This is a genomic window from Variovorax sp. P4_B11 (assembly GCF_056402355.1).
This window is the reverse complement of sequence record NZ_JBFUHO010000097.1, coordinates 1-22,095: the sequence shown is the minus strand read 5'-3', so window position 1 is coordinate 22,095 and position 22,095 is coordinate 1. Positions and strand designations below refer to the sequence as shown.

Annotated in this window: 22 protein-coding genes and 1 pseudogene; 17 read left to right on the top strand and 6 right to left on the bottom strand. The window is 69.5% G+C overall.

From position 1 onward, the window contains the following. From AC1DYD_RS39015 to cydX, 4 genes are all read left to right on the top strand, one after another. Positions 1 to 730, top strand: a 730-nt coding sequence (locus tag AC1DYD_RS39015) for an ATP-binding cassette domain-containing protein (RefSeq protein ID WP_478178085.1), incomplete at its 5' end; no start/stop codon positions are given. Positions 731 to 762: 32 nt separating this feature from the next. Continuing rightward, positions 763 to 2,370 (top strand): cytochrome ubiquinol oxidase subunit I, encoded by a 1,608-nt coding sequence (locus AC1DYD_RS39010; protein WP_478178084.1) that lies wholly within the window; start codon positions 763 to 765, stop codon positions 2,368 to 2,370. Positions 2,371 to 2,372: 2 nt separating this feature from the next. Next, positions 2,373 to 3,527, top strand: a complete 1,155-nt coding sequence (cydB, locus tag AC1DYD_RS39005) for a cytochrome d ubiquinol oxidase subunit II (protein ID WP_478178083.1) — start codon at positions 2,373 to 2,375, stop codon at positions 3,525 to 3,527. Positions 3,528 to 3,548: 21 nt separating this feature from the next. Beyond that, positions 3,549 to 3,671 carry a cytochrome bd-I oxidase subunit CydX gene (cydX, locus tag AC1DYD_RS39000; protein ID WP_286367183.1) on the top strand — a complete coding sequence of 41 codons (123 nt, stop codon included), beginning with the start codon at positions 3,549 to 3,551 and terminating at the stop codon, positions 3,669 to 3,671. A 121-nt stretch (positions 3,672 to 3,792) separates the two neighbouring features. On the opposite strand, the gene AC1DYD_RS38995 is transcribed toward cydX, so the two are convergent. Both AC1DYD_RS38995 and AC1DYD_RS38990 read right to left on the bottom strand, forming a co-directional pair. Then, complete coding sequence (locus AC1DYD_RS38995) at positions 3,793 to 4,371, bottom strand: GbsR/MarR family transcriptional regulator (protein WP_478178082.1); 579 nt, start codon at positions 4,369 to 4,371, stop codon at positions 3,793 to 3,795. A gap of 316 nt (positions 4,372 to 4,687) precedes the next feature. Beyond that, positions 4,688 to 5,110, bottom strand: a complete 423-nt coding sequence (locus tag AC1DYD_RS38990; protein WP_478178081.1) for a cupin domain-containing protein — start codon at positions 5,108 to 5,110, stop codon at positions 4,688 to 4,690. Positions 5,111 to 5,212: 102 nt separating this feature from the next. On the opposite strand from AC1DYD_RS38990, the pseudogene AC1DYD_RS38985 reads away from it, so the two are divergent. From AC1DYD_RS38985 to AC1DYD_RS38970, 4 genes and pseudogenes are all read left to right on the top strand, one after another. Beyond that, a pseudogene (locus tag AC1DYD_RS38985) lies at positions 5,213 to 5,482 on the top strand (ArsR/SmtB family transcription factor); the annotation flags it as partial. 183 nt (positions 5,483 to 5,665) lie between these two features. Next, positions 5,666 to 6,943 carry a tetratricopeptide repeat protein gene (locus AC1DYD_RS38980; protein WP_478178080.1) on the top strand — a complete coding sequence of 426 codons (1,278 nt, stop codon included), beginning with the start codon at positions 5,666 to 5,668 and terminating at the stop codon, positions 6,941 to 6,943. Between the two features lie 31 nt (positions 6,944 to 6,974). Then, positions 6,975 to 8,096, top strand: coding sequence for a chorismate synthase (gene aroC / locus AC1DYD_RS38975; RefSeq protein WP_478178079.1), 1,122 nt, complete (start codon positions 6,975 to 6,977; stop codon positions 8,094 to 8,096). Beyond that, positions 8,096 to 9,268 (top strand): MFS transporter, encoded by a 1,173-nt coding sequence (locus AC1DYD_RS38970; RefSeq protein ID WP_478178078.1) that lies wholly within the window; start codon positions 8,096 to 8,098, stop codon positions 9,266 to 9,268. The genes aroC and AC1DYD_RS38970 overlap by 1 nt, the downstream gene beginning before the upstream one ends. Positions 9,269 to 9,299: 31 nt before the next feature. On the opposite strand, the gene AC1DYD_RS38965 is transcribed toward AC1DYD_RS38970, so the two are convergent. Together AC1DYD_RS38965 and AC1DYD_RS38960 are read right to left on the bottom strand one after the other, a co-directional pair. Beyond that, positions 9,300 to 10,226 carry a carbohydrate kinase family protein gene (locus AC1DYD_RS38965; RefSeq protein WP_478178077.1) on the bottom strand — a complete coding sequence of 309 codons (927 nt, stop codon included), beginning with the start codon at positions 10,224 to 10,226 and terminating at the stop codon, positions 9,300 to 9,302. 60 nt (positions 10,227 to 10,286) lie between these two features. Beyond that, positions 10,287 to 11,066 (bottom strand): IclR family transcriptional regulator domain-containing protein, encoded by a 780-nt coding sequence (locus tag AC1DYD_RS38960; RefSeq protein WP_478178076.1) that lies wholly within the window; start codon positions 11,064 to 11,066, stop codon positions 10,287 to 10,289. Between the two features lie 171 nt (positions 11,067 to 11,237). Between AC1DYD_RS38960 and AC1DYD_RS38955 the strand changes: the two genes are divergently transcribed. Further along, complete coding sequence (locus tag AC1DYD_RS38955) at positions 11,238 to 12,650, top strand: MFS transporter (RefSeq protein WP_478178075.1); 1,413 nt, start codon at positions 11,238 to 11,240, stop codon at positions 12,648 to 12,650. A 127-nt stretch (positions 12,651 to 12,777) separates the two neighbouring features. On the opposite strand, the gene AC1DYD_RS38950 is transcribed toward AC1DYD_RS38955, so the two are convergent. Further along, positions 12,778 to 13,563 (bottom strand): IclR family transcriptional regulator domain-containing protein, encoded by a 786-nt coding sequence (locus AC1DYD_RS38950; RefSeq protein WP_478178074.1) that lies wholly within the window; start codon positions 13,561 to 13,563, stop codon positions 12,778 to 12,780. A gap of 171 nt (positions 13,564 to 13,734) precedes the next feature. Here AC1DYD_RS38950 and AC1DYD_RS38945 point away from each other — a divergent pair, with 171 nt between their 5' ends. The 7 genes from AC1DYD_RS38945 to AC1DYD_RS38915 all read left to right on the top strand — a co-directional run bounded on the left by AC1DYD_RS38945 (position 13,735) and on the right by AC1DYD_RS38915 (position 20,572). Then, entirely contained in the window at positions 13,735 to 14,658 is a 924-nt protein-coding gene (locus AC1DYD_RS38945; protein WP_478178073.1) for a shikimate dehydrogenase family protein, read from the top strand. A 37-nt stretch (positions 14,659 to 14,695) separates the two neighbouring features. Beyond that, entirely contained in the window at positions 14,696 to 15,583 is an 888-nt protein-coding gene (locus AC1DYD_RS38940; protein ID WP_478178072.1) for a sugar phosphate isomerase/epimerase family protein, read from the top strand. Then, positions 15,580 to 16,413 (top strand): shikimate dehydrogenase family protein, encoded by an 834-nt coding sequence (locus AC1DYD_RS38935; protein WP_478178071.1) that lies wholly within the window; start codon positions 15,580 to 15,582, stop codon positions 16,411 to 16,413. Before AC1DYD_RS38940 ends, AC1DYD_RS38935 begins: the two co-directional genes overlap by 4 nt. Positions 16,414 to 16,529: 116 nt before the next feature. Beyond that, positions 16,530 to 17,741 carry a lyase family protein gene (locus AC1DYD_RS38930; protein WP_478178070.1) on the top strand — a complete coding sequence of 404 codons (1,212 nt, stop codon included), beginning with the start codon at positions 16,530 to 16,532 and terminating at the stop codon, positions 17,739 to 17,741. A gap of 79 nt (positions 17,742 to 17,820) precedes the next feature. After that, positions 17,821 to 19,029, top strand: a complete 1,209-nt coding sequence (locus tag AC1DYD_RS38925; protein ID WP_478178069.1) for an MFS transporter — start codon at positions 17,821 to 17,823, stop codon at positions 19,027 to 19,029. Then, positions 19,026 to 19,790: an alpha/beta fold hydrolase gene (locus AC1DYD_RS38920; protein WP_478178068.1), complete on the top strand. Its 765-nt coding sequence runs from the start codon at positions 19,026 to 19,028 to the stop codon at positions 19,788 to 19,790. Before AC1DYD_RS38925 ends, AC1DYD_RS38920 begins: the two co-directional genes overlap by 4 nt. 107 nt (positions 19,791 to 19,897) lie before the next feature. Beyond that, positions 19,898 to 20,572 carry a DsbA family oxidoreductase gene (locus AC1DYD_RS38915; RefSeq protein ID WP_478178067.1) on the top strand — a complete coding sequence of 225 codons (675 nt, stop codon included), beginning with the start codon at positions 19,898 to 19,900 and terminating at the stop codon, positions 20,570 to 20,572. Positions 20,573 to 20,579: 7 nt separating this feature from the next. Here the strand turns inward: AC1DYD_RS38915 and AC1DYD_RS38910 are convergent, their stop codons facing one another. Next, positions 20,580 to 21,443 (bottom strand): LysR family transcriptional regulator, encoded by an 864-nt coding sequence (locus AC1DYD_RS38910; RefSeq protein WP_478178066.1) that lies wholly within the window; start codon positions 21,441 to 21,443, stop codon positions 20,580 to 20,582. A gap of 66 nt (positions 21,444 to 21,509) precedes the next feature. Between AC1DYD_RS38910 and AC1DYD_RS38905 the strand changes: the two genes are divergently transcribed. After that, the coding region (locus AC1DYD_RS38905) for a YbfB/YjiJ family MFS transporter (protein WP_478178065.1) at positions 21,510 to 22,095 on the top strand (586 nt) is incomplete at its 3' end.

Sequence of the window (22,095 nt, the reverse complement as noted above, 5' to 3'; positions counted from 1 at the left end):
GCGCCTGCCCGTCGCGCCGGCCGCGCCCGTGTCGCCGGCCGCGCCGCTGGCGCCGGGTCTGGCGCTTCGCCTCAGGGATGTCGGCGCGGCCCATCCCGGCCGTCGCGCGCCCGCGCTGCATGGCGTCTCGCTGGACCTGGCCGCCGGCGAAAAGGTGGCGCTGGTCGGGCCCAGCGGCGCCGGCAAGTCGACCCTGCTCGCCGTGCTCGCGGGTGAACTCGCGGCCAGCGCCGGCGCGCTGCGCAGCGCGCCGCACTGCCTGCTGACGCAGCGCACCGAGCTGTTCCAGGACAGCCTGCGCGACAACCTCCTGCTGGCCGATCCGGCGGCCGACGATGCCCGGCTCTGGGCCGTCCTGCAGGCCGCCGGCCTCGCGCAGGAGGTGCGCGCCATGGCCGCGGGACTCGACACCGCGCTGGGCGAAGGCGGCCTGGGCCTGTCGGGCGGGCAGTCGCGCCGGCTGGCCCTGGCGCGGCTGCTGCTGCGCGACGTGCCCATCTGGCTACTGGACGAACCCACCGAAGCCCTGGACACTGCAACCGCCCACGATGTATTGCAGCGCCTCGCTGGCCAGGCGGCGGGCCGCACGCTGCTGGTCGCGACCCACCTGCAGCGCGAGGCGGCGCTGGCCGACCGGCTGCTGGCGATGCGCGACGGCCGCATCACGGCCGATCTGCGGCGTGGCACGGCAGCCTTCGATGCGGCGCTGAGGGCGTTGCGCCCGGACTGAGAAACGACCGACAAGAACGCGAAAGGAACCCCATGGACCTCGACATCGTTGCCCTCTCCCGATTGCAGTTCGCCCTGACAGCGCTGTATCACTTCCTGTTCGTCCCGCTGACCATCGGGCTGGCCGTGGTCATCGCGATCATGGAAACCGTCTACGTGATGACCGGCCGGACCATCTGGCGCGACATGACGAAGTTCTGGGGCGTGCTGTTCGGCATCAACTTCGCGATGGGCGTGGCCACCGGTATCGTGATGGAGTTCCAGTTCGGCATGAACTGGAGCTACTACAGCCACTATGTGGGCGACGTCTTCGGCGCACCCTTGGCGATCGAGGGGCTGATGGCCTTCTTCCTCGAAGCCAGCTTCGTCGGCCTGTTCTTCTTCGGCTGGGACAGGCTGTCCAAGGTGGCGCACCTGATCGTCACCTGGCTGGTCGCGATCGGTTCCAACTTCTCGGCGCTGTGGATCCTGATCGCCAACGGCTGGATGCAAAACCCGGTGGGCGCGGCCTTCAATCCGCAGACCATGCGCATGGAGGTGACCGACTTCGGCGCCGTGCTGACCAACCCGGTGGCGCAGGCGAAGTTCGTGCACACGGTGTCGGCCGGCTACACCGTGGCGGCCATCTTCGTGCTCGGCGTCTCGGCCTGGTACGTGCTGAAGGGCCGCCACCTCGCGCTCGCCAAGCGCTCGATGACCGTCGCCGCCTCCTTCGGCCTCGCGGCCGCGCTGTCGGTGGTGGTGCTGGGCGACGAGAGCGGCTACCTGTCGACCGAACACCAGAAGATGAAGGTCGCCTCGATCGAAGCCATGTGGAAGACCGAGCCGGCGCCGGCCGCCTTCACCGCCTTCGGCTTCCCCGACCAGCGCACCCGCGAGACCCACTTCGCGGTCCACATCCCGATGCTGCTGGGCCTGATCGGCACGCGCTCGCTGACCACCGAGGTGCCCGGCATCGAGGACCTGGTCGCCCGTGCCGAGGACCACATCCGCGACGGCATCAAGGCCTACGACGCGCTGCAGACGATCCGTCAGGCCAAGAGCGATGCCGAGATCCCGCCGCAGGCGCGCGCCGACTTCGAGGCCCACGGCAACTTCATGGGCTACGCGCTGCTGCTCAAGCGCTACGTCGACGATCCGCGCCAGGCAACGCCCGAGCAGATCAGCAAGGCCTCGTGGGACCTGGTGCCGCCGGTGTTCTCGCTCTACTGGTCGTTCCGCATCATGGTCGGACTCGGCATGTTCTTCATCGTGCTGACCGCCACCTTCTTCGTTCTGTCGACGCGGCGCCGGCTCGATGCGCATCCCTGGCTGCTCAAGGTGGCCGTGTTCTCGATCCCGCTGCCGTGGGTCGCCGCCGAGATGGGCTGGATCGTGGCCGAGGTCGGCCGCCAGCCCTGGGTGATCGAAGGCGTGCTGCCGACCGCGGTGGCGGTGTCGAACCTCGGCGCGGCGACCGTGCTCGGCACCATCGTCGGCTTCGTGGCGATCTACACGGTGCTGTTCGTGATCGAAATGAAGCTGATGCTGAAGGCGATCCGCAAGGGGCCGGCCGAGCATCCGGTGCCGCCGCCCAGCGTCTATCGCGCCGAGGCCGATCCTGAAATCGCGGGCCTGCCGCGCACCTCCCTGGGAGCCTGACCATGATTCTCCACACACTGCTTTCTTACGAAGTCCTGCGAGTCATCTGGTGGCTGCTGCTCGGCGTGCTGCTGATCGGCTTCGCCGTCACCGACGGCTTCGACCTGGGGTCCGGCATGCTGCTGCCCTTTGCCGGCCGCACCGACCTCGAGCGCCGCGTGATCATCAACAGCGTCGGACCGGTCTGGGAAGGCAATCAGGTCTGGCTGATCCTCGGCGGTGGCGCGATCTTCGCGGCCTGGCCGCAGCTCTATGCGGTGTCGTTCTCGGGCTTCTACCTGGCGATGTTCGCGATCCTGGTGGCCTTGATCGTGCGGCCGGTGGCTTTCAAATTCCGCGGCAAGCGCGACGAGCCGAGCTGGCGCGCGCGCTGGGACTGGGCGCTGTTCATCGGCGGCTTCGTGCCCTCGCTGATCTTCGGCGTCGCGATGGGCAACGTGCTGCGCGGCGTGCCGTTCCGCTTCGGCGCCGACATGCACATCTTCTACGACGGTTCGTTCTTCGGCCTGCTCAATCCGTTCGCGCTGCTCTGCGGGCTGGTGTCGGTGGCGATGCTCGCGATGCACGGTGCCGCCTGGCTGCAGCTGAAGACGCAGGGTGCCGTGGCCCAGCGCGCGCGGGCCTACGGCAGCGTGGCGGCGGTCGCGACGATGGTGTTGTATGCGCTGGCCGGCGTGCTGTTGTGGAAGTTCGTCGACGGCTACCGCGTGACCAGCGCGTTGCCGGCCGACGGACCGTCGAACCCCTTGCTCAAGACGGTCGAGATGCATTCGAGCGCCTGGTTCGCCAACTATGAGGCGCATCCGTGGCTCTACGTCGTGCCGGGGCTGGGACTGGCCGGCGCGCTGCTGGCGCTGCTGGGCCTGCGCATGCGGGCCGATCTGCTGACGCTGCTGGCCAGTGCCCTGTCGATCGCCGGCATCATCCTGAGCGTCGGCGTCTCGATGTTCCCGTTCATCCTGCCGTCGTCGATCGACCCGCGTGCCAGCCTCACGGTGTTCGACTCGTCGTCCAGCCACCTGACGCTGTTCATCATGCTGGTGGTCACGGCCATCTTCATCCCGCTCATCGTGGCCTACACGAGCTGGATCTACAGCGTGCTGCGCGGCAAGGTCGACGCCACCGCGATCAGCGAAGAGCGCGGCCACGCCTATTAACTGCGATGGAGGAATCCGATCATGTGGTACTTCGCCTGGATCCTGGGACTGCCGCTCGCCGCGACCTTCGCGGTGCTGAACGCGATGTGGTACGAGCTGATGGACGACGAGGCCATCCGGCACGACAAGCTCGACAAACCGTAGCTCGCCCCCAGGTTGCCCGGCACTTCGTGTCGGGCGCCCACCCCCTGCCGGGGGCAACACCAGCGGCCTGGCAAAGCCAGTTCCGCGGTGTTTCACGAACGGGCTTCGCTTCGCTTGCCGGCTATTCCTTTGGGGTGGGGCGGGGCTTGGCGGCGCCGGTCAGGCGGTCCTTGAGGCCGAGCACCTTGGTCACTGTGGCGCCCATGCCCATCAGTTGCATGGCGGTCTCGGGCGCCAGGCGCTGGACATCGTCGAACCAGGTCATGAGCCGGTCGATCAGGTCGTGCATCTCGCGCATGCGCTGCTGGGCATGGCGCTCGGCGTCGGTCTTGGGTTCTTCGAGCAGCGCCATGCGCAGCATCGACAGCGTCGGCTCGATCTCGCGCCGACGGCGCTCCTCGGCCAGCACGCGGAAGATCTCCCAGACATCGGAGGGCGCCTCGAAGTATTCGCGCCGGTCGCCCGCGTGGTGGCGCAGCCGTACCAGCCGCCAGGCCTGCAGCTCCTTCAGGCCCATGCTCACGTTGGAGCGCGAGAACTCGAGCATCTCGGCGATCTCGTCGGCATTGAGCGCGCGCTCCGAGATGAAGATCAGCGCATAGATCTGGCCGACCGTGCGGTTGATGCCCCATTTGCTGCCCATCTCTCCGAAGTGGGCGACGAATTCGCGGCTGAGAGCGGGCAGGGTGTCTTTGGGCATCGGCCGATTTTCAGGCCGAATTGCTGAAGCTTCAAGAATGACTGAAAAATCATGGCTCGCCCCCAGGTTGGGCTCACTGCGTGTAGCCGCCCACCCCCTGCCGGGGGCGCAGTCAGCGGCCCGGCGAAGCCGGTTCCGCGACTGCCCACGAACGGGCGCGCTGCGCGCAGCCGAAGCACAGCCACGGCCGGTTACCCTGGCCGGCGCAGCCAGGCCTGTTGGTGAAACACCGCGGAACTGGCTTTGCCAGGCCGCTGGTGTTGCCCCCGGTAGGGGGTGGGCGGCTACACGCAGTGAGCCAACCTGGGGGCGAGCCCTACCCCCACGGCGTCGGCGGAGGAACCTCGCAGGCCGGCTCGACATCGATGCTCTTGAAGTCGGCCGGCGAGACGATCTCCAGGTATTCCATGTCGGGCGAGTAGTCGAACAGGTAATGGCGAATACCCGGACGCTGGTGGACCACGTCGCCTGCCGACACCAGCGTCTCCTTGTCCTCGTACATGAAGCGGGCCCAGCCCTTGAGCATGTAGACGATCTGGAAATCCGCCTCGTGGCGGTGCCAGCCGGTGCCCGCTTCCGGTGCCATGTTGGCCTTGACGAGGTGCGCGATCACTTTGCCGTTGGTGGCTTCGGCCACGCCGAGGTCACGGTACAGGAAGAAATCGCGCAAGCCGCCGGAAACGTAGTCGGTGTCGCCGGGTTTGACGTGGGAGAACTTCGTATCGGTACGGTCCAGCATGGGCGTGCTCCTTCGGAGGGGTTTCGATGCTGCGCCGCAGCACGCATAAACCATTCCCGGTGTGGCTTGACAAGCGGCCGGCCGGCTTCGAAACTAAACCATATGGTTCACTCTGATGCTGCTGCCCTCGATGCCGTCTTCTCGGCACTGTCCGATGCCACGCGGCGCGACGTGCTGGAGCGGCTCGGGCAGGGCGGCGGTCGCTCGGTCAGCGAACTCGCCGAGCCGCACGGCATGTCGCTGACCGGTTTCATGAAGCACCTGCGCGTGCTCGAGGAGGCCGGCCTGATGTCCCGCACGAAGCAGGGCCGCATCGTCCGCTGCGAGCTGTCGCCTGCACCGATGCAGGAGGCCGCCGTGTGGTTGTCGCGAGCCGCAGGCGCTGAAGCGGTGCGTTGAAGCAGGCACCGGAAATGGCCGCATGCCGGCATTTCCGCGTCGACGAAGCTGTCTTCGCTGCAGGCGATTTCCCTTTCTCGCCTCGGCGGTGCCGAGGCCATCTTTCGGCTGCTAGAGTGCGCCGTTTTGACGTTCCGGCCTTCCGGATCGATGCCCATGGCCTCCAGGAAACCCGTCCATCGACCCGCTTCGCGCCCCGCGGCGCTCTCTGCGGCGCGCCAATTCGAATTGCTGGCGCAGCGCTTCACCGAAGCCACGCAGCGCGGGGACTACCTGGCCGCCACGCAGGCGGCGGAGGCGGCGCTCAAGATCCAGCCGAAGCACCCTGGCGTGATGGCCGACTACGCCTTCGCCCTGATGCGGCAGGGACGCCACGCGCAGGCCCACGAGGTCTACCTGCGCGTCTACGAGGCGGCGGCCGGCCAGCCGAAGCCCGGCGCGACCTGGCTGGACGGGCTGGCCGAGGTCTGCGGCTGGCTGCAGCGGCCGGACGACGTGCGGCGCTACGGGAAGCAGTCCCTGACCCTGGCCGACGCGCGCCTCGGGCAGGGGCCTGCGGCGGCCATTCCGGGCCCACCCCCGCCTTTCGATCCGGGCCATCCCGAGCGCAACGTCATCGCCTTCACGCTGTTCGGCGACAGTCCGCGCTATGGGGAGTCGGCGGTCATGAACGTGCGGACCGCGGCCGAACTGTTTCCGCACTGGCGCTGCCGCATCTATCTCGACGACTCGGTGCCGGCGGGTGTTCGCCGCCGGCTCGATGAGGCGGGCGCGCAGTTGATCGACATGAGCGGCCCGGCGCGCGACGGCGTGCATCCGCTGATGTGGCGCTTCCTGGTCGTCGACGACCCTGGCGTGGCGCGCTTCCTGATCCGCGACGCCGACTCGCTGCTGTCCGAGCGCGAGCAGGCGGCGGTCGCGGAATGGCTGCGCAGCGAACACTGGTTCCATCACATGCGCGACTATTTCACCCACACCGAGTTGATCCTGGCCGGACTGTGGGGCGGTTGCGGCGGTGCGCTGCCGCCGCTGAAGCCGGCCATGCAGGCCTGGTTGGCGCGGCAAAGCGACCTGACCCGTTTCGCCGACCAGATCTTCCTGCGCGAGTGGGTCTGGCCGACCTTGCGCCAGAGCGTGCTGAACCACGACGAGCTGTTCGACTTCCATGGGGCCCGGCCTTTCCCGGCCCACCCGCCGGTCCGCTGGCAGACCGAGCGTTTCCACGTCGGCAGCAATGCCAGCTTCCAGGGCATCCGCGGCCGGAGTGCGAAGGCCGACGGCGAGCGGCAGGGCTGGTCGTTGCGCGACGAGCAGGGCGCCAGCGTGTGCGAGTACAGCGCGCTGGTGAAGCACGGGCAATGGAATGCGGACCTGCCCTTCTTCCTGATCGGGCCGATCGCGGCCGGCCGCTGGAGGGTCGAGCTGCGCAACTAGGGCCTGCGACTTTGTTGGGATAATCCCCCGCATGAGCGGCAACACCTTCGGCACCCTTTTCGCTGTCACCAACTTCGGTGAATCCCACGGCCCGGCGATCGGCTGCGTCATCGACGGCTGCCCGCCCGGCATGGCGCTGAGCGAGGCCGACATCCAGGGCGACCTCGACCGCCGCCGCCCCGGCACCAGCCGCCACGTGACACAGCGCAACGAGCCCGACGCGGTGCAGATCCTCAGCGGCGTGTATCAAGGCAAGACCACCGGCACGCCGATCGCCCTGCTGATCCAGAACACCGACCAGCGCAGCAAGGACTACGGCCAGATCGCGCAGCAGTTCCGCCCCGGCCATGCCGACTTCACCTACTGGAAGAAATACGGCATCCGCGATCCGCGCGGCGGCGGCCGGTCCTCGGCCCGCCTGACGGCCCCGATGGTCGCGGCCGGCGCGGTCGCCAAGAAGTGGTTGTTCGAGAGGTACGGCACCCGGTTTCGCGGCTGCATGGCGCAGATCGGCGACATCGCGATTCCCTTCGAGAGCTGGGAGCACGTGCCGAACAACCCCTTCTTCGCGCCGGTGGCCGACGTCTCGCAGCTCGAGGCCTACATGGACGCGCTGCGCAAGGCCGGCGATTCCTGCGGCGCCCGCATCCGCGTCACGGCGTCGAGAGTGCCGGTCGGGCTCGGCGAGCCGCTGTTCGACAAGATGGACGCCGACATCGCCTGGGCGATGATGGGCATCAACGCGGTCAAGGGCGTCGAGATCGGCGCCGGTTTCGCCAGCGTCACGCAGCGCGGCACCACCCACGGCGACTCGATCACCCCACAGGGCTTCGAGAGCAACAATGCCGGTGGCGTGCTCGGCGGCATCAGCACCGGGCAGGACCTCGAGGTCAGCATCGCGATCAAGCCGACCAGCTCGATCATCAGCCCGCGCCAGTCGATCGACGTCAACAACCAGCCGGTCGAGGTCGTGACCAAGGGCCGGCACGACCCCTGCGTCGGCATCCGGGCGACGCCGATCGCGGAGGCGATGCTGGCGCTGGTCGTGATGGAGCATGCGCTGCGCAATCGCGCGCAGTGCGGCGACGTGAACGCGCCCGAGCTGCCGGCCGGTGGCTCGGAGCTTGCGTCGCCGCAGGCGTCGTTCCTCTAGTGGCGCCGCCTGCCGCGGGAGGCCGCGGCCACCTGCTGGCCTTCGCGGCGCTGTCGGCGAGCTACTTCGCCCACATCGGCTTCTTCAACCCGTACTTGCCGCTGTGGCTCAAGGACCTCGGGCTGCCGATCTTCGTGATCAGCCTGCTGACCTCGGTGCAGTCGGTGACCCGCGTCTTCGCGCCCTATGCCTGGGGTGCCCTCAGCGACCACACGGGCGAGCGCGTGAAGCTGCTGCGCTTCAGTGCCGCTGTGGCGCTGGTCTCCTCGTTCGGCCTGTGGTGGAACGGCGGCCCGTGGTGGCTGATGGTGGTGCTGCTCGTGATGTTCACGCACACCAGCTCGATGATGTCGCTGACCGAGGCCGCGATGGCGCACCTGGTGGCGGGTGACTGGGGCCGCTACGGGCGCATCCGGCTCTGGGGCTCGGCGGGATTCCTGGTCACCGTGTTCTTCGCCGGCGAATGGTTCGAGCGCTTCGGCATGCGGCACTTTCCGGCCTGGGCCGGCGGTACCCTGGCGATCGTGCTGGTCGCGACCCTGCGGCTGCCGGACGTGCGCGAGCCGGTGGCGCACCACGCGCAGGCCAGGGAGCCGGTCGGCCCGGTGCTGCGCAATCCTGTGGTGCGCTGGTTCTTCGTCTCGCTGTTCTTCCACGTGATGGCGCACTTCGCGGTCTACGGCTTCCTTTCGCTGTACCTCGATTCTCTGGGCTACGGCAAGGGCACGATCGGCCTCCTGTGGGCGCTGTCGGTGGTGGCCGAGATCGTCTGGTTCTTCCTGCAGGGGCGCTTGATCGGCCTGCTGTCGATGCCGCGCTGGCTGCTGCTGTGCGGCTTCGCGGCCGTGCTGCGCATGGGCATCACGGCCGGCTGCGGCCAGTGGGTCTGGGCGCTGGTGCTCGCGCAGGCGCTGCACGCGCTGTCCTTCGCGGCCCACCACACGACCTGCATCGCGATGGTGTCGCGCCACTTTCCCGGCCGGCTGCGCGGGCGCGGCCAGGCGCTGTTCACGGTGATCGGCTATGGCTTCGGCGGCGTGCTCGGCGTGCTGGCCGGCGGCGCCATCGCGCAGCGCTTCGGCTACGTGGCGATGTTCGGCGTGGCGACGGCCATGGCGGCGGTCGCGAGCGGCTGCGCCTGGCGTGCCCAGCGGCTGGCGGCGGGGGCCTGACGCGCGCCGGGTGCCGGGCCCCGGCAGCCGCTCAGTCCAATTCGGCTCGCCGCGGCATGTCCGCGCCGCGGCGCGAGCAGGTGATCGCCGCGGCCTTCGCGGCAAAGCCGAGCAGGGCGCCGAGCGCGTCGGCGTCCAGTGCCGCGAGCGCCTCGGGCGTCAGCGCATCGTGCTCGTCGAGCCAGGTCAGCAGCGCGGCCTGGAAGGTGTCGCCGGCACCAACCGTGTCGATCACCTTCACCTGCGGCGTCGGCACGTCGGCCTGCGCAGCGCGGGTCCAGGCGCTGGCCCCGTGGCCGCCGCGGGTCACCGCGACCAGCGCCGCGCCCTGCGCCAGCCAGCGCGCCGCGACCTGCTCGGGCGCTTCGGCCGGATAGAGCAGGCCCAGGTCCTCGTCGCTGACCTTGACCAGGTGCGCGATCGACACCATCTGCTCGACCAGCGCGCGCCAGTGCCCGACGTCGGGCTCGACATTGAGCCGCACGTTGGGGTCGTAGGCGATCAGCCGCCGCTCGCGTTCACGGGTGGCGAGCGCGCGCAGCGCGCTGCCGACCGGCTCCACCGCCAGCGCATAGGAGCCGAACTGCAGCACGCGAACCGCCGGCGGCAGGGCAGGCAGCGTGTCGGCGCTGAGCTGCCGGTCGGCCGCGCCGGTGCCGTGGAAGGCATAGCGCGGCACGCCGCGGGCGTCGACACTGACCACGCTGAGCGTGCTGGGCGCGTCGCTGCGCACGACCAGCGAGGTGTCGACCCCTTCGGCCGCCAGCGAGGCCAGCAGCCGTTCGCCGAAGGCGTCGGTCGACAGGCCGGCCAGGAAGGCCACCGGCCGCCCGAGCCGGGCCAGCCCCTGCGCCACGTTGAGCGGCGAACCGCCGATGCGGGCGTCGAGCGCGAGCCCGGTGGGGGTGGCTTCGCCCGTGTAGACATCCATCAGGGCTTCGCCGCAGACAACGAACATGGGGGTCCTCGATGAGTTGGGGCAGAGCGGCGAGATTACAGCTTGCGGCGCGGGAGTTCCCTAGATTATCGGCCGCAGCGACTCGGCCACTTCGCGCAACACGGGCAGCAGCTTTTCCACGATCTTCTCGTCCGGGTATGCGGGCCGTTGCACGGTCACGCTCAACGCGTATTGGCACCGGCCCCTGCGGTCCTTCAAGGGCAGGGCCAGGCCGCAGAGGCCGATGTCGAGGTACTGATCGACCAGCCAGTAGCCGAGCCGGCGGGCGGTCAGGACCTTGTCGCGGAAGGCGGCCGGGTCGACTTCCGTGAAGCCGGTGAAGCTCGAGAAGTCGTGTGCCGCGAGCCAGGCGTCCAGTGCCGCATCGTCGAAGGTCGACAGGATCGCCAGGCCCTGCGACACCACGTGCGCCGGCACCCGCGCACCGGGATGGAATCCGATCGACACCACGCGCGGCGAATTGCTGCGGGACAGGTAGACGACCTCGTGGCCGTCCAGCGTCCCGACGTTCAGCGTCTCGCCGCACTGCATCGAGGCTCGCTGGATGAAGGGTTGCGCGATGCGCGGAACCCGCGCCCCCTCCATGAAAGCCTGGCCGAGCCGGAGCACGCGCGGCAGCAACCAGTAGTATTTGCCGTCGGTGGCGGCATAGCCGTAGTGCACCAGGCTCAGCAGGTAGCGCCGTGCAGCCGTGCGGGTCAGGCCCGCGCGCTCCCCGGCCTCGGTGGCCGTGAGGCGGGGACGGTCGTCCGAGAAGGCTTCGATCACGCGCAGGCCTTTTCCGAGGCCTTCGATGAGCAGCTTGCGGTCGATGGGAGGCGGGGCGTCGCTGGGTGTCATGATCGGGGGAAACCCGGTTTTCGTGCGTATGGTGCACGGACGCGATCGATCATCGTTCGCATCGTGCGTCTCCGGCGTTGTGGAGAACCCTGAGCGGGCTCACAGTCGCCACCGGCTGTGAAGAACAGCATGCATATCCACCCTGCGAAACCCGCATCCAAGGAGAGACAAATGAGCAGCAACCCGAAGGCCCACGAGCCTCAAGGCAGGCACCAGTCCAGGAAGGCCGCCGCCAGCGGCTGGATCGGCTCGGCGCTGGAGTACTACGACTTCTTCATCTACGCCACCGCAGCCTCGCTGATCTTCCCGCAGATCTTCTTCCCGTCGGGCAATCCGCGGATCGCGATCATCGCCTCGCTCGCCACCTACGGCGTCGGCTACGTGGCACGGCCGATCGGTGCCTTCGTCCTCGGCCACTGGGGCGACACCCGCGGCCGCAAGAACGTGCTGCTGACGTGCATGTTCCTCATGGGCTTCTCCACCATCGCGGTCGGGCTGCTGCCGACCTACAGCCAGGTCGGCCTGCTGGCACCGGCCCTGCTGGTGGTGCTGCGCCTGATCCAGGGCTTCGCGGTCGCCGGCGAGATCGCCGGGGCCAGCTCGATGATCCTCGAGCACGCGCCCTTCGGCCGCCGCGGCTTCTTCGCCAGCTTCAGCCTGCAGGGCGTGCAGGCCGGCCAGATCATGGCCGCCGCGGTGTTCCTGCCGCTCGCGCACTACATGCCCGAGGACGCCTTCCTGTCGTGGGGCTGGCGGATCCCGTTCCTGCTGAGCTTCATCGTGATCGTGGCCGGCTACATCATCCGCCGCAAAGTCGATGAGACCCCGGCCTTCGCCGAGGTCGACAAGCAGCATGCGGTTCCGAAGGCGCCGATCATCCAGGCCTTCACGAACAGCTGGCGCGACATGCTGCGCGTGGTCTGCGCGGCGCTGATGAACGTGATCCCGGTGGTGGCCACGGTGTTCGGTGCCGCCTACGCGGTGCAGCCGGCCTACGGCATCGGCTTCCAGAAGGACGTCTACCTGTGGATCCCGGTGCTCGGCAACATCCTGGCCGTGATCGTGATCCCCTTCGTCGGCAACCTGTCGGACAAGGTCGGCCGCAAGCCGCCGATCGTGATCGGCGCGCTCGGTGCCGGCCTGCTGTCCTTCGGCTATCTCTACGCCATCAGCATCCACAGCGTGCCGCTGGCGATCGGAATGTCGCTCTTGATGTGGGGCGTGGTCTACCAGGGCTACAACGCGGTCTTCCCGAGCTTCTACCCGGAGCTGTTCCCGACCCGCACGCGCTGCTCGGCGATGGCCATCTCGCAGAACGTCGGCACCACCATCACCGCCCTGCTGCCGGCGCTGTTCGTCGCCGTGGCGCCTCCCGGCGCGGCCAACATCCCGCTGACCATCGGTGCGCTGACCTTCGGCATCACCGTCATCTCGGCGCTGGCCGTGCTGAGCGCACGGGAGACCTACCGGGTCCACATGAACGACCTCGGCAATCCGGACGCGGTGCCGGTGCCGAAGCAGGACTACGAGCGCATGCGTGCCCAGACCCTGTCGGACGCCAAGCTGGCGCGGGCGGCGGCCTGAAGGCTGCGCCGCGACCTGCCCCCCCTCGGGGCGCATGGGGGCGACCCAGGCCGGCGCCGGGCCGCCCCAAGGCGGCCTGCGGCCCCCTCGGGGGGCAGCGGCCACACGCAGTGGGGGAGCGTGGGGGTCATATCAATCCGCGCATCGCCTGGGCGGTCTCGCGCAGCACCGGCAGCACGCGGGCCACGGCGTCCTCGCTGGCCTCGTGGCCCATCGGCATCGTGATGTTGAGCGCTCCCACGAGATCGCCGTGGCGGTCGCGCAGCGGCACCGCGATGCCGCGCGAGTTGAGGTCCAGCTGCTGCTCCGACAGCGCCCAGCCCTGGGCCCGGATGCGTGCCAGCTCCAGCTTCATGCGCTCCTTGCTGGCGATGGTGTGCGGCGTGAAGACCGCGAGCTCGTGGGTGTCCAGCCAGTGGGCCCGCTCCTCGTCGCTGCGCAGCGCCAGCATCAGCATGCCCGAGGCCGTGACCTGCGCCGGCACGCGCGCACCCAGCACGTAGCCGGTGCTCATGCTGCGGTTCGGCCCGTTGCGCGCGATGTAGACCACCTCGTCGCCGTCCATCACGCTGAGGTAGGCGATCTCGTGGGTGCCGGCCGCGACCCGCTGCAGGAAGGGCTGGACGATGCGCGGCAGCCGCGCCGATTCCAGGTAGGACTGCCCCAGCCGCAGCACCCTCGGCGTCAGCCAGAACAGCTTGCCGTCGCCGGCCACGTAGCCCATGTGCTGCAGCGTGAGCAGGTAGCGGCGTGCCGCGGTGCGGGTCATGCCGGTGCGCTGGCCGGCCTCGCTGGCGGTCAGGCGCGGATGGGCATCGTCGAAGGCCTCGATGACGGCCACGCCGCGCTCCAGGCCGGCGATCCAGTCGCGCTTGTCGAGTCCGGGGGGGACGGGGGCGTCTTCTGCTGTCATGGCGTCTTTTGCGGGGAAACCCTGAAATCGATCGATTATCGATCAATCTTGTTCGATCATCGAATTTCTTGATGATTGTTGATGATCCGCAATGACCACGGGCGGCCTACATTAGCGCCGCTTCTTCGAAATCGCGCGATAGTTGAACAACTTGAAGCGAGACACCCACCCATGTTCCCCTCCATCGTCGGCAGCACCTCCGTCTACCTGCTTCCCGGAGACCCGGTCACCAACGTGCGCCTTCCGCGCATGTTCAACGCGGTCTTCGAGCGCTGCGGCATCGATGCCGTGATGGTGCCGATGCAGGTGGCCAAGCGCGACCTCGCGGTCTTCGTCAAGGCCGCCTTCCTGGCCGGGAACGTGCGCGGCATGGCGATCGCGCCGCCGCACAAGCCGCTGCTGGTCGACCTGCTCGACGGCTGCGGCCTGTTCGGCCGCGTGGCCGGCTCGGTCAACGTGGTGCGGCGCATCGCCAACGGCGAGCTCGAGGGCGACCTGTTCGACGGCGAGGGCCTGCTGGGCGCGCTCGACCACTACAACATCCCGTTCCGCGGCAAGCGCGTGCTGATCCTCGGTGCCGGCGTCAGCGCGGCGGCGATCGGCGTCGCGCTGGCCGAAGGCGGCACGGTCAACGGCGCCGAGCACATTGCCTTCCATGACATCGCGGCCGGCAAGGCCGCCGGCGTCGCGGCCCAGCTCGACGCCTTCTTCGATGCCACCGCGGTCGCGGTCGACAGCAGCGACCCGGCCGGCTACGACCTGGTGGTCAACGCCACCTCGCTCGGGCTCAAGCCCGAGGATGCGCTGCCGGTCGACGTGGCGCGCATGGAGCCGCACGCGGCGCTGTTCGACATCCTGCTGCGCAACCAGCCGACGCCGCTGGTGCGCGCCGCGCGCGAGCGCGGCCTCAATGCGCAGGCCGGCTTCGAGATGCTGGTGCAGCAGATGCCCCACTACTTCGACTTCTTCGGCCACCCCGAGGCCGCCAAGGCACTGCGCCGGGACGCCGACTTCCTGCGCGAATTGATCTATCCGGAAGCGATGGCGGGCGAGATCCGCAACCCGCTGCGCTACCACTCGTCCAGCGTGGCCTGAGCGCCGGCTCTTTCATTCCTCACCCTTCGGACGTTCCATGGCCATCGCTCTCGACCGTTTCGGCTTCAACACCGTCACCATGGGCGGTGAGCTCGGCCACAAGCTCGAATGCATGAAGGCCGCCGGCTTCGCAGGTGTCGAGCTGTGGGCGCGCGACCTGATCAACCATCCGGCCGGGGTCGAGAAGGCAGCGCAGCTGGTCAAGCAGAGCGGCCTCAAGGTGACCGACTTCCAGCCGCTGCGCGACTTCGAATGCGCGCCCGACGCGATGCGTCCGCACCGGCTCGAGATGGCGCGCGAGCAACTGCGCCAGATGTCGCTGGTCGACACCGACCTGCTGCTGTGCTGCTCGACCACCTCGCCGCTGGCGATCGACGATCCGGAGCGCGCCGCGGAAGACCTGCGCACCCTCGCCACGCTGGCCACGCCGCTGGGCATCCGCATCTGCTACGAGGCGCTCTCCTGGGGCCGCCATACCAAGCGCTGGCACCAGGCCTGGGACATCGTGCGCCGCTGCGACCGTGAGAACGTCGGGCTCAACCTCGACTTCTTCCACATGTCGGTGCACGGCGACGACGGGCCCGAGATGCTGGCGCAGCTGGCCGAGGTGCCGGTCGAGAAGATCTTCCTGGTGCAGCTGGCCGACTACTTCTTCGAGTACAGCGACCGCCAGGCCGACATGATCGAACTGGCGCGCCACCAGCGCCTGTTCCCGGGCGAGGGGCTGCACGACGTGCGCGACCTGGTGCAGCTGCTCGAGGACAAGGGCTACCGCGGCCATTACACCTTCGAGGTCTTCAACGACGACTACGTCAACTCGGACCCGATGGTCATCGGCCAGCGCGCGATGACGAGCGCACGCTGGATCAGCGAATCGCATGTGGCCGGCGTTCCGCCGGCCTCCCCAAGGAAGACACAGCCATGATTTCCGGCAAGACCACCCTGATCGCCCACCTGGGCTACCCGACCGAGAGCTTCAAGGCGCCGATGATCTACAACCCCTGGTTCGACCAGCAGGGCATCGATGCCGTGGTGATGCCGATGGGCGTCCAGGCCGCGGACTACCCCGCTGTGCTGGCCTCGCTGTTCAAGCTGACGAACATTCGCGGTGCGCTGGTCACCATGCCGCACAAGATCACGACCCTGTCGCTGGTCGACGAGTCGACGCCGACCGCGAAGATCGCCGGCGCCTGCAACGCAATTCTCAAGCGGCCCGATGGCACGCTGCTCGGCGACCAGTTCGACGGTGCCGGCTTCGTGCGCGGCGTGCAGCGCAAGGGCCGTGCGCTGGACGGTGCGCGGGTGCTGGTGTCGGGCAGCGGCGGTGTCGGCTCCGCGATCGCCGCCTCGCTGGCCGCGGCTGGCGTGGCCGAGGTGGCGCTCTACGACACCAGCGCCACGTCTGCGGAGGCGCTCGCCGGGCGCCTGCGCGCGCACTATCCGAAGCTTGCGGTGACGACCGGTTCCAATGACCCGGCCGGATTCGACCTGGTGGTCAATGCCACGCCGCTGGGCATGAAGGAGGGCGACCCGCTGCCTTTCGACATCGCGCGCATCGCGCCCGGCACCTTCGTTGGCGAGGTGGTGATGAAGAGCGAATACACGCCGTTGCTGCGCGCGGCGCGCGACAAGGGCTGCGCGGTGCAGGTCGGCACCGACATGCTGTTCGAGATGATCCCGGCGTACCTGGAGTTCTTCGGCTTCGGCAGCGCCACGCCGGAAGATCTGCGGGCCGTCGCGACGCTGGCTTACTGAAATGAAACACCCCCGAAGCGCCTGCGGCGCCTCCCCCTCAAGGGGGCGATACCAGCGGCCCGGCGAAGCCGGTTCCGCGGTATCCCTGGCATCGGTCGGTTTCTGGAGGTAGCCCGGTGAGCCTCTTCGAGGGCGTCCTCTCCACCTCCGAAATGCTGACCGTCTTCAGCGAGCGCAGCTTTGTCGACGCGATGCTGCGCTTCGAGGCGGCGCTGGCCCGATGCCAGGCGCGGCTCGGAATCATTCCGGAGTCGGCCGCCCAGACGATCGCGGGCAGTTGCAAGGTCGAGCTGTTCGATGCCGCCAAGATCTTTCGCGACGGCGGGCGGGGCGGCGGCGTGGCGAACCCGCTGGTCCACAGCCTCAAGGAGGCAGTGGGCCTCTTCAATGCCGACGCAGTGCCCTTCGTCCATTTCGGCTGCGGCTCCCAGGACCTGGTCGACACCGCGATGGCGCTGGTCACGCGGGAGGCCCTGGCACTGATCGAAGTCGATCTCGCGAAGGTCGTCCAGGCGCTGCTGCTGCTGGCGCAGCGTCACGCCGAGACGCCGATGCTCGCGCGCACGGCGATGCAGCCGGCTTCGGTCACCAGCTTCGGCCTCGTTTGCGTGGGATGGGCGGCGCCGCTGGTGCGCTGCCGCACGCGCCTGGCCGAGGCCGCGCGGCGAGGGCTGCAGGTGCAGCTCGGCGGTTCCGCCGGCACGCTGGACCGGATGCAGGGACAGGGCGCCGAACTGCGCCGGCAGATGGCCGAGGCGCTCGGGCTTCGCGACCTCGGCGCCGCCTGGCACGGCCAGCGAGACGAGTGGATCGGCCTCGGCTGCGAGCTCGGGCTGATGGTTGGCAGCCTGGGCAAGATCGCGAAGGACATCATGCGACTGGGCCAGCACGAGATCGGTGAGGTGGCGGAACCTGGCGAGTCCGGAAGCGGCGAGCGGCTGGCGTTGGCGCATCGGCGCGAGCCGGTGGCGTCGATGGTGGCGATCGCTGCCGCGCAGCGTGTCCCGCAGCGCGTGGCGGCGCTGCTGGCCGCGATGCCTCAGGCGCACGCATGCGCGCTGGGCGGCTGGCAGGCCGAGCTGGCCGAGTGGCCTTTGTTGCTGATGTCGGCGCATGGCAGCGTGCGCGCGCTTGCGGGGGCGTTGCCCGGCCTGCAGGTCGACGCCGGCCGGATGCGTTCCAATATCGATCGGCTGCGCGCCGAGCTGCCGCGCGAGGCGGCCGACCGCTGCTTCGACCCGGCGCTGGCCGGACCGGCCGGCGTGCTGGCGCTGGCCCAGGTCCTGGCGCTTCGGTCCCCACCCGACACTTGCGACATTGCACGATGATTTCTGCCGCCGTCCGCTCCCTCCTCGACGAGGCCGCTTTCCTTCCCTGCGGCAACGGCCGGCCCGCGGACGCGCGCCGGTGAGCGGCGCAGCCACGCCGCGCGGCCTCTCGTTCGCGCTGCTGCTGCCCCTGCTGCTGGCCGCGCAGCCGGTGGCCACCGACAGCTACCTGCCGGCCTTGCCGGCGATCGCCCGCGAGCTCGGGTCGGCCAGCGCCAGCCTGACGGTCTTCGTGCTGGCCTTCGGCTTCGGCCAGTTGCCCTGCGGACCGCTGTCGGACCGCGTCGGGCGCCGGCCCGTGCTGCTCGCCGGCCTCGGCTGCTATGCGCTGGCAGCGCTGGGCTGCGCGCTGTCGAGCGGGATACCGATGCTGGTGGCCTGCCGCGCGCTGCAGGGCTTCTCGATGGCCGCCATCCTGGTCTGCGCGCGGGCCGCGGTGCGCGATCTCTATCCGGCCCACGAGGGGCCGCACGTGATGGCCCGCGGCCTGACCGGGCTCGGCGTGGTGGGCTTGCTGGCGCCGCTGCTGGGGGCCTGGGCGGTGCAGTCCGCGGGCTGGCGCTGGGTGCTGGGCGGCATGGCCGTCTATGCGCTCATGCTCTGGCTCCTGTGCTGGCGTGGCTTTGCTGAAACGCGGGCCGTCAGTTCGGGCCCATCGGCTCCGAAAGGCAGCGTGCGCGAGGTGTTCGCCAGCCCGAGCTTTCGCGCCTGGGCCTCGCTGGCTGCCACGACCTACGGCGGGCTGTTCTGCTTCCTGCTGCTGTCGCCGATGGTCTACATCAGCCTGCTCGGCTTCTCGCCGGCCTGGTACGGCTGGATCCCGGCAGGCGGCTCGCTGGTCTACATCTTCAGCACCACGCTGTGCCGCCGGCTGCTGCGCCGCCGGGGCGCGGTGCGCACCGTCCAGCTCGGTTCGCTGCTGAGCCTGGCCGGGCCGCTGGTGCAGGCGCTGGGCTGCTGGCTGTTGCCGATGTCGGCCTGGCCGCTGCTGCTGGGCCATGCGATCTATTGCATCGGCCATGGCATCCACCAGCCCTGCGGCCAGGCCGGCGCGGTCGGCGACCTGCCGCATCTGGCCGGCCGCGCGGTGTCGTGGTCCGGATTTGCGATGATGGCGGTGGCGTTCACCGTCGGCCAGGTCGCCGCCGGCTTCGTCGACCCCGCGCTCAGCCATGGCGCCTGGCCGATGGTGCTGCCGATGGCCTTGGCCGGCGCCGTGCTGGTGCTGATCGCCTTCGCCTGGCTGCCGCGCCTGCCGCCTGCCCATCCTCGAAAGGAAACACCATGACCCGTCTGAATGTCGTCCGCGAGGGCGGTGGCCCGATCGTCGTGCTGAGCCATGCGCTCGGCGGCGACCTCCGCATGTGGGACACGGTGGCGTCGCTGCTGGCGCGCGCCCACACGGTGCTGCGCTACGACCATCGCAACCACGGCGCCTCCGAGCGGCTGGCCGGGCCGCTCACGCTGCAGGACCTGGCGGACGATGCGGCCGAACTGATCGCGCGCGAGGCCGAGGGCGAGCCGGTGCATTTCGTCGGCCTGTCGATGGGCGGCATGGTCGCGCAGGCCCTGGCGGCGCGTCATCCGGCGTTGCTCCGGACCCTGGTGATCGCCAATTCATCGGCCCACTATCCCGACGCCGCGCCCTGGCGAGCCCGCGTGGAGGCCGTCCGGGCCCAGGGCGTCGCGGCCATCGCGGCGGGCGCCGTGGGGCGCTGGCTGACGCCCGAATTCATCGCCACGCCCGAGGGCGCAGCCGCGGCCCGGCAACTGCACGACACGCTGGTGTGCACCGATGCGGCCGGCTACATCGCGAGCTGCGAGGCCGTGGCGGCGATCGACTTTCGCGACAGCAACCGGCGCATCGCGGTGCCGACGCTGGTGATCGCGGGAACCCGGGACGAGGCCACGCCGCTGGCGATGTCGCAGGCGATCGCGGCGGCGATTCCCGGCGCCCGCCTGGCCACCGTCGACGTCGCGCACCTCAGCGCGGTCGAGCGGCCGGTGGAATTCAGCCAGCTGCTGATCGATTTCTGGCGCAGCCTCTGACGACTGCGACGACAGTGGGGGATTCGGTCCGCTGCGGTTGAAAGATCCGCGGTCGCCCCCATCATCCGGTGCTGCTTCATTTCCCGAACCTCCTCGGACCTCTCACGATGACTTCCCGGCTCAAGATCGATTTCGTTTCGGACGTCTCCTGCCCCTGGTGCGCGGTCGGCCTCGGCGCGCTCGAAGCGGCACTGAAGAAGGTGGCGCCCGAGGTCACGGCCGAACTGCACTTCCAGCCCTTCGAACTCAATCCGCAGATGCCGCCCGAAGGCCAGGACACCTTCGAGCACCTGAACCAGAAATACGGATCGAACCGCGAACAGCAGGCCCAGGCCCGCGCCGCGATCCGTGCCCGCGGCGCGGCCGTGGGCTTCGCCTTCAGCGAGGGCGGGCGGCCGCGGGTGTACAACACCTTCGATGCCCACCGGCTGCTGCACTGGGCCGAGCTCGAAGGCCTGGACCGGCAGGCCTCGCTCAAGAAAGCCCTGCTCAAGGCCTGCCACACCGACGGCGAGAACCCGTCTGATCCCGAGGTGCTGGTGCGGCTGGCGGCCGAATCCGGCCTCGACCCGGCGCGGGCGCGGGCCATTCTCGCGAGCGACGACTATGCCGCCGAGACCCGCCAGCGCGAGCGCATGTACACCGATGCCGGCATCCATTCGGTGCCAGCGATCATCATCGACGACCGGCACCTGATCTCGGGCGGCCAGCCGGTGGAAGTGTTCGAGCGCGCGCTGCGGCAGATCGCGGGTGCGGAGCCGGCGCGCGTGGCAGAGGCCTGACGCAGCCTCAGGGCTTCTGCAGCATCTCGACCAGCCGCGCCAGCGCCACCGAGGGCGTGCCCCGCCACACCAGGTGCGTGCGATTGCCGCGGATGCGTTCCGGCAGCGGGTGCTGGCGCACATCGGCGGTGGCGCGCAGGGCCTTCAGCACCGACACCGGCACGATGGCGAAACCCGTGCCCGCAGCGACGCAGGCGATCATCGCCTGGTAGGAAGAAAACTCCAGCGAGCGCGCGGCCGAGACACCGCCCTTGACCAGCCATTGCTCGAGCAGCCGCCGGTACGAGCAACCTGGCGCGAAGGCGATCAAGGTCGCATCGGCCAGGTCGCCCGGCCGAGTGACGGCGGCCACGCTGCGTGCCGTGATCAGCACCAGTTCTTCGTCGAACGCCGCCATCGATTCCAGCTCCGGCGCCGAGAAGGGCTCCGACACGAAGGCGGCTTCCAGCTCGAAGGCCCTGACCCGCTTCAGCAGGGCGCCGGTGGTGCCCGTCGCCAGTTCGACCACGACCCCGGGGTAGAGCCGGTGGAAGCGCGACAGCACCGGCGCCAGCCGGCTGCCTGCCGTGCTCTCGAGCGAACCGAGGCGGAAGGTGCCGAGCGGGAGCTCGCTGCGCAGTTCGCTCTCGGCCTCGTCGGCCAGCCGCAGCAGTCGCTCGGCATAGGGCAGCAGCTTGTGGCCGGCCGGCGCCAGCGCCAGCGAGCGGCCCTGGCGATGAAACAGCTTCTGCCCCAGGCGCTCCTCCAGTTGCTGGATGCGGGTGGTGACGTTGGACTGCACCCGGTTGAGCTTGTCGGCCGCCCGGATCACGCCGCCCTCGGCCACGACGGTGCGGAATATCTCCAGGGAGTCGAGGTCGATGGTTCTCATAAAAAGAATGAATGTTCTGAATAATTCATTTGTGGACCTTGTCGATTTTGCGTCCAATCAAGGTCCATGTCGAACCCATCCATCACCGTCGCCCGGCCCTCGCTGTTCGCGGTCTGCGGCGCCGGCCTGCTGGCGCTGGCGATCGCGATGGGCATTGGGCGCTTCGCCTTCACGCCCATGCTGCCGCTGATGATCCGCGCCGGCAGCGTCGACGTCGCCGCCGGCGGCTGGCTCGCCGCGGCCAACTACGCGGGCTATCTGCTGGGCGCGCTCACGGCGGCACGGCTGCCGCTGTCGCCGCAGCGCACGGGGCTTCTTTCGCTGGCGTTGATCGTCCTGTCCACGGCGGCGATGGGCCTGGTCGATTCGCTCGCGGCCTGGCTGCTGCTGCGCGGCCTGGCCGGCATCGCCAGTGCCTGGGCGCTGGTCAGCACCAGCGTCTGGTGCCTGGCATGGCTCGCACGCCTCGGCCGGCCCGGGGGCGCCGGCATCGTCTATGCCGGGGTGGGCCTGGGCATCGCGATCGCCGGCCTCCATGGCTGGCGCGCTGGCGCGGCGGGCATCGCACCCGAGCGGCTGTGGCTGCAGCTCGGCCTGATGGCGCTCGCCGGCGCGCTCGGGGTCGCGGCGCTGATGCCGCGCGGGGCCGCTC

What these genes read in the sequence shown, in the direction of transcription:
- AC1DYD_RS38940 (WP_478178072.1), top strand. Translation starts at nt 14,696, where the DNA reads ATGGCCATCGCTCTCGACCGTTTCGGCTTCAACACCGTCACCATGGGC.
- AC1DYD_RS38980 (WP_478178080.1), top strand. Translation starts at nt 5,666, where the DNA reads ATGGCCTCCAGGAAACCCGTCCATCGACCCGCTTCGCGCCCCGCGGCG.
- AC1DYD_RS38920 (WP_478178068.1), top strand. Translation starts at nt 19,026, where the DNA reads ATGACCCGTCTGAATGTCGTCCGCGAGGGCGGTGGCCCGATCGTCGTG.
- AC1DYD_RS38955 (WP_478178075.1), top strand. Translation starts at nt 11,238, where the DNA reads ATGAGCAGCAACCCGAAGGCCCACGAGCCTCAAGGCAGGCACCAGTCC.
- AC1DYD_RS38950 (WP_478178074.1), bottom strand. Translation starts at nt 13,563, where the DNA reads ATGACAGCAGAAGACGCCCCCGTCCCCCCCGGACTCGACAAGCGCGAC.
- cydX (WP_286367183.1), top strand. Translation starts at nt 3,549, where the DNA reads ATGTGGTACTTCGCCTGGATCCTGGGACTGCCGCTCGCCGCGACCTTC.
- AC1DYD_RS39010 (WP_478178084.1), top strand. Translation starts at nt 763, where the DNA reads ATGGACCTCGACATCGTTGCCCTCTCCCGATTGCAGTTCGCCCTGACA.
- cydB (WP_478178083.1), top strand. Translation starts at nt 2,373, where the DNA reads ATGATTCTCCACACACTGCTTTCTTACGAAGTCCTGCGAGTCATCTGG.
- AC1DYD_RS38995 (WP_478178082.1), bottom strand. Translation starts at nt 4,371, where the DNA reads ATGCCCAAAGACACCCTGCCCGCTCTCAGCCGCGAATTCGTCGCCCAC.
- AC1DYD_RS38935 (WP_478178071.1), top strand. Translation starts at nt 15,580, where the DNA reads ATGATTTCCGGCAAGACCACCCTGATCGCCCACCTGGGCTACCCGACC.
- aroC (WP_478178079.1), top strand. Translation starts at nt 6,975, where the DNA reads ATGAGCGGCAACACCTTCGGCACCCTTTTCGCTGTCACCAACTTCGGT.
- AC1DYD_RS38960 (WP_478178076.1), bottom strand. Translation starts at nt 11,066, where the DNA reads ATGACACCCAGCGACGCCCCGCCTCCCATCGACCGCAAGCTGCTCATC.
- AC1DYD_RS38965 (WP_478178077.1), bottom strand. Translation starts at nt 10,226, where the DNA reads ATGTTCGTTGTCTGCGGCGAAGCCCTGATGGATGTCTACACGGGCGAA.
- AC1DYD_RS38990 (WP_478178081.1), bottom strand. Translation starts at nt 5,110, where the DNA reads ATGCTGGACCGTACCGATACGAAGTTCTCCCACGTCAAACCCGGCGAC.
- AC1DYD_RS38915 (WP_478178067.1), top strand. Translation starts at nt 19,898, where the DNA reads ATGACTTCCCGGCTCAAGATCGATTTCGTTTCGGACGTCTCCTGCCCC.
- AC1DYD_RS38910 (WP_478178066.1), bottom strand. Translation starts at nt 21,443, where the DNA reads ATGAGAACCATCGACCTCGACTCCCTGGAGATATTCCGCACCGTCGTG.
- AC1DYD_RS38945 (WP_478178073.1), top strand. Translation starts at nt 13,735, where the DNA reads ATGTTCCCCTCCATCGTCGGCAGCACCTCCGTCTACCTGCTTCCCGGA.